Raw genomic sequence first — 3623 nt, 5'->3', positions numbered from 1 at the left:
TTGGGTGCTGGGTTTTTCTATAAACAGGGGGCTCCTCCGGAGCCAGGCTTTTGTTACTTGTCCCAAACCACAGGAAAACTCCATTTGTAACATTCAACTTGATGTCGGGTATGATCCGGAAAGTCATAACAAGTTTGTTTCGTTCAAGGAACTGGTGTTTTTCTTTCAGGATGTTGGCAAGATGCAGCATTAACAGGAACCTGGAAGGTAGTCGGCAACATAGCTGGCTACCTTTATTCATGAGGTGCAAATCCTTCGTAACCCGAGCTGGCCACAAGTATTAGCGCATCTGGCTAAGCCGATAATGTAGGTTAGGTTTAGTCTTTGAATTACTTTTTGCCAAATGGCAAATGTTACCACTTCCAAGAGCAGCACCTTTGAACTGTCAAACATTAAAATCATTAAAATGAAAAAGACAGTACTAATTACAGGTGCATCGGCAGGAATAGGAAAAGCAACGGCCATTTATCTGGCACAAAGTGGCTACAATGTGTATGGAGCGGCGCGCAGAATCGAGAAAATGGAAGATTTAAAGGGATACGGAATCAAGCCGGTTTCTTTGGATGTGACTATCGAGGAAAGTCTGGTTGCGTGTGTTGATCAGATTTCAAAGGAAGCTGGAAGCATAGATATTCTGGTTAACAATGCAGGTTCAGGCTATTATGGTGCATTGGAAGATATGCCGATAGCCGATGCCAAATACCAGATGGAAGTAAATGTGTTTGGCGCGGTGCGTCTGATACAGTTAGTGCTGCCGGTAATGCGGAAAAATAATTTTGGGAAAATTGTGAATATTTCGTCGGTGGGTGGTAAAGTGACCTTGCCGATGGGAGGGTGGTATCACGCAAGTAAATTTGCCATCGAAGGTTTGAGCGATGCACTTCGCAAGGAGGTGAAATCTTTTGGGATCGATGTAATGGTGGTTGAGCCGGGCGGCACAAAATCGGAGATGGTCGGACTTGGAACGGAATATCTGAAGCGCGTTTCGGGAAGTACGCCTTACAGTTCTTTGGCGAAGGGGGTGAAGAAGATGTACGCCAATATAGAAAAAGACGCTGCGGAACCTGTGGTGATTGCCAGATTAATCAAGGAAGCAATTGAAGCGAAAAATCCGAAGACCAGGTATGTTGGCGCCTCGGGAGCAAAATTGATGCTGTTTATTAGAAAGATTTTATCAGATAAACAATTTGACAAGTTGGTAATGAGCCAAATGAAATAACCGCAATTGAATTGTTTAAAATGGAAGCACTTATCAATTATCTATTACAGTTTGGCAATCTGAATCCGACGCAAATTGAGCTGATTAAAAGTAAGGTTGTGTTTAAGCAAATAAAGAAAGACGAATATTTTCAGGAAGCCGGAAAAATACCCCGTGAAATTATTTTTCTGACGGAGGGAATCATGAGAATATGTTATTATAACAACAAAGGCGATGAGATTACGAAATATTTCATGGAGGAAAATCATTTTCTGGTTGACATTAATAGTTACAATCAGGAGATACCGTCGACCGAATACATCCAGGCTGTTACAGATTGTTCCTACTTGTTTTTTTCCAAAAGCGCATTAAGAGAGTTATCACTTACTATTATTGAATGGGATAACATAGTCGCGAAGATTACCGCAAAGGGCTATGCAGATAAGGTAAATAAGATCAGCTCAATGATGGCAGAAGATGCAAAAGAAAGGTATCTTTCATTTCTCAATAAATTCCCAACACTCGCAAACCGCATTCCCTTGTCTTACCTGGCTTCCTACCTGGGAATCACACAATCATCATTAAGCAGGATCAGGCGAAATATCCGGTAGGTTTCGTTTGTTAATGACCTTTTAACTCAGCAATCCGAAATCATCTAACTATGAAAATAACCATCTTTTTCCTCCTGGCACTTCTTGGAAGCTTTGGCGCGGTGGCGCAAATTGATACGACCAGTTATCCAAACGAGAGGCAGGAAATCAAGGCGCTTATGCGCAACCGGAAGCCTGATGTACAAATCGATTGTAAAGACTTTATCGCGGTAGGTGCGAAGGGAGATATTTCCTTTTCGCACGAGCAGTGGCAGGGTGTGCAGTCGAAGGAAAAAGTGGTTTTTAAATCGGTTCGTCCGGTACCGGGTAATGAATTTATCCGCATTTACGACGGGAATATGGCTGTTGTCAATTTTCTGATCAATGTCCAGCTCGAAGTCGACGGGCGGGAGGTGAATATGAAAATTAGGAGACTGGAAGTTTTTCATAAGAATGCAGGCAGCTGGTGCCGCGTAGCCGGGCAGGGTACGGAGGTAGATGAAAAGCTTTTTCCAGTAAAGAACTGATTGGCAAAGCGACGAAGAAGACCTGTATTGAGTGACACTTTCAAGCAATTTCGATCATGAAGGCATCAACAAAAAGCCATTCGATGCCGGCGAATTTAAGCCAGAACGAGCAGCTCCCGATCAGGGTCGTTTCTCCCGGTTTCGGCCATTTGCCAAAGGAGCGTATTGACAAGCATGAACTTACTCAGCGGCTTCCATACTATTTTCTGCTCTTTGTAATCGAGGGTTCGAGCCACCACAAAGTGGATATGGACGAGTTTGTTGTTGGGAAAAATGAACTACTTTTCTCGCTGCCGCATCAGGTTCAGCAGCTTCCGGAAATGGGGCATGGTGCTGACTATTTTAAAATCGGATTTGATAATGAATGTTTATCCAGACTGCCGCGACAATATTCCTTCCTGTTGAATCCGCTTAACCAACATAAAGTAAATTTTTCTCCTGCCGCCGCAGCCAGACTTCGTTCGATTTTTGAAATACTGAAAGATTTGCTGCGCATGCCCGATACTGAGCCCGAACTGATTTTGGCGCACTTGAATAGTCTGCTGACCGAGATCAACACTGCCTATTTTGCAGGGGAGGGGAGACAGGCAGACGATCGTATCAACAAGTATATCGGGTTCAAGGTGTTTGTTGAAAATAACCTGACCGATCATCCCACGATAAGGGATATTGCGGAGGCGCTGGCGGTGAGTCAGGACAGCCTTTATCAAATCGTTAAACAATATTCGGGACTTTCGCCTAAAGAGTTCGTTACTAACCGGCTGATCCTTGAAGCGCGGCGACGGATACATTATGGCAAGCGTACATCCGTGAAAGAACTGGCTTTCGACCTGGGTTTTAACGATCCCGATTACTTTTCCCGCCTGTTCAAAAAAGTGACCGGCAAAACGGTCGCCAGCTTTTTTCAGGATTTGTCCTGAACCCTTCGTTTTTCGTCCGGCCCATTTGGAGCCAATGTTCAGAGCTTTGTTCATCACTTTAAAACAAAGATTATGAACAAAGGATCTAAGAAAATACTGATCACCGGCGGCACCGGACTGGTAGGTGCCAGGCTGCTTCCCCGCCTTGCCGACGCAGGCTGGGATTGCCACGCATTGATCCGGGAGGGAAAACAGGCGCCTGCCAACGTGACCTTCACGAAAGGCGACTTACTCGACCCACAAACGCTCATCGAAGCCGTAAAAGGCGCATCCGCGATTATCCATCTTGCGGCCGTATTCCGGACTGCCGATACTGACCTGATCTGGAAAAGCAACCTCGAAGCAACACAGAACCTCTTGGATGCGACAAAGAAATATGCACCTGATG

6 protein-coding genes are annotated in these 3623 nt (G+C 44.8%); all 6 read left to right on the top strand.

The window, feature by feature from the left end; translation table 11 throughout:
- Positions 1-193 (top strand): hypothetical protein (locus tag ACTIE6_RS20290; protein ID WP_439558369.1); only part of this gene is annotated, 193 nt, incomplete at its 5' end.
- Positions 194-406: 213 nt separating this feature from the next.
- Entirely contained in the window at positions 407-1219 is an 813-nt protein-coding gene (locus tag ACTIE6_RS20285) for an oxidoreductase (protein WP_439558368.1), read from the top strand.
- Between the two features lie 20 nt (positions 1220-1239).
- Positions 1240-1809: a Crp/Fnr family transcriptional regulator gene (locus ACTIE6_RS20280; RefSeq protein WP_439558367.1), complete on the top strand. Its 570-nt coding sequence runs from the start codon at positions 1240-1242 to the stop codon at positions 1807-1809.
- Between the two features lie 50 nt (positions 1810-1859).
- The gene (locus ACTIE6_RS20275) at positions 1860-2315 is read left to right on the top strand and encodes a hypothetical protein (RefSeq protein ID WP_439558366.1); all 456 of its coding nucleotides are present in this window, start codon (positions 1860-1862) and stop codon (positions 2313-2315) included.
- Positions 2316-2371: 56 nt separating this feature from the next.
- Positions 2372-3235: a helix-turn-helix domain-containing protein gene (locus ACTIE6_RS20270; RefSeq protein ID WP_439558365.1), complete on the top strand. Its 864-nt coding sequence runs from the start codon at positions 2372-2374 to the stop codon at positions 3233-3235.
- Between the two features lie 72 nt (positions 3236-3307).
- The coding region (locus ACTIE6_RS20265; RefSeq protein WP_439558364.1) for an NAD-dependent epimerase/dehydratase family protein at positions 3308-3623 on the top strand (316 nt) is incomplete at its 3' end.

It is taken from the genome of Dyadobacter sp. (assembly GCF_051859145.1).
GTDB lineage: Bacteria > Bacteroidota > Bacteroidia > Cytophagales > Spirosomataceae > Dyadobacter.
Note: the sequence above shows the minus strand (reverse complement) of the source record. Positions and strands in the feature narration are given on the sequence as shown.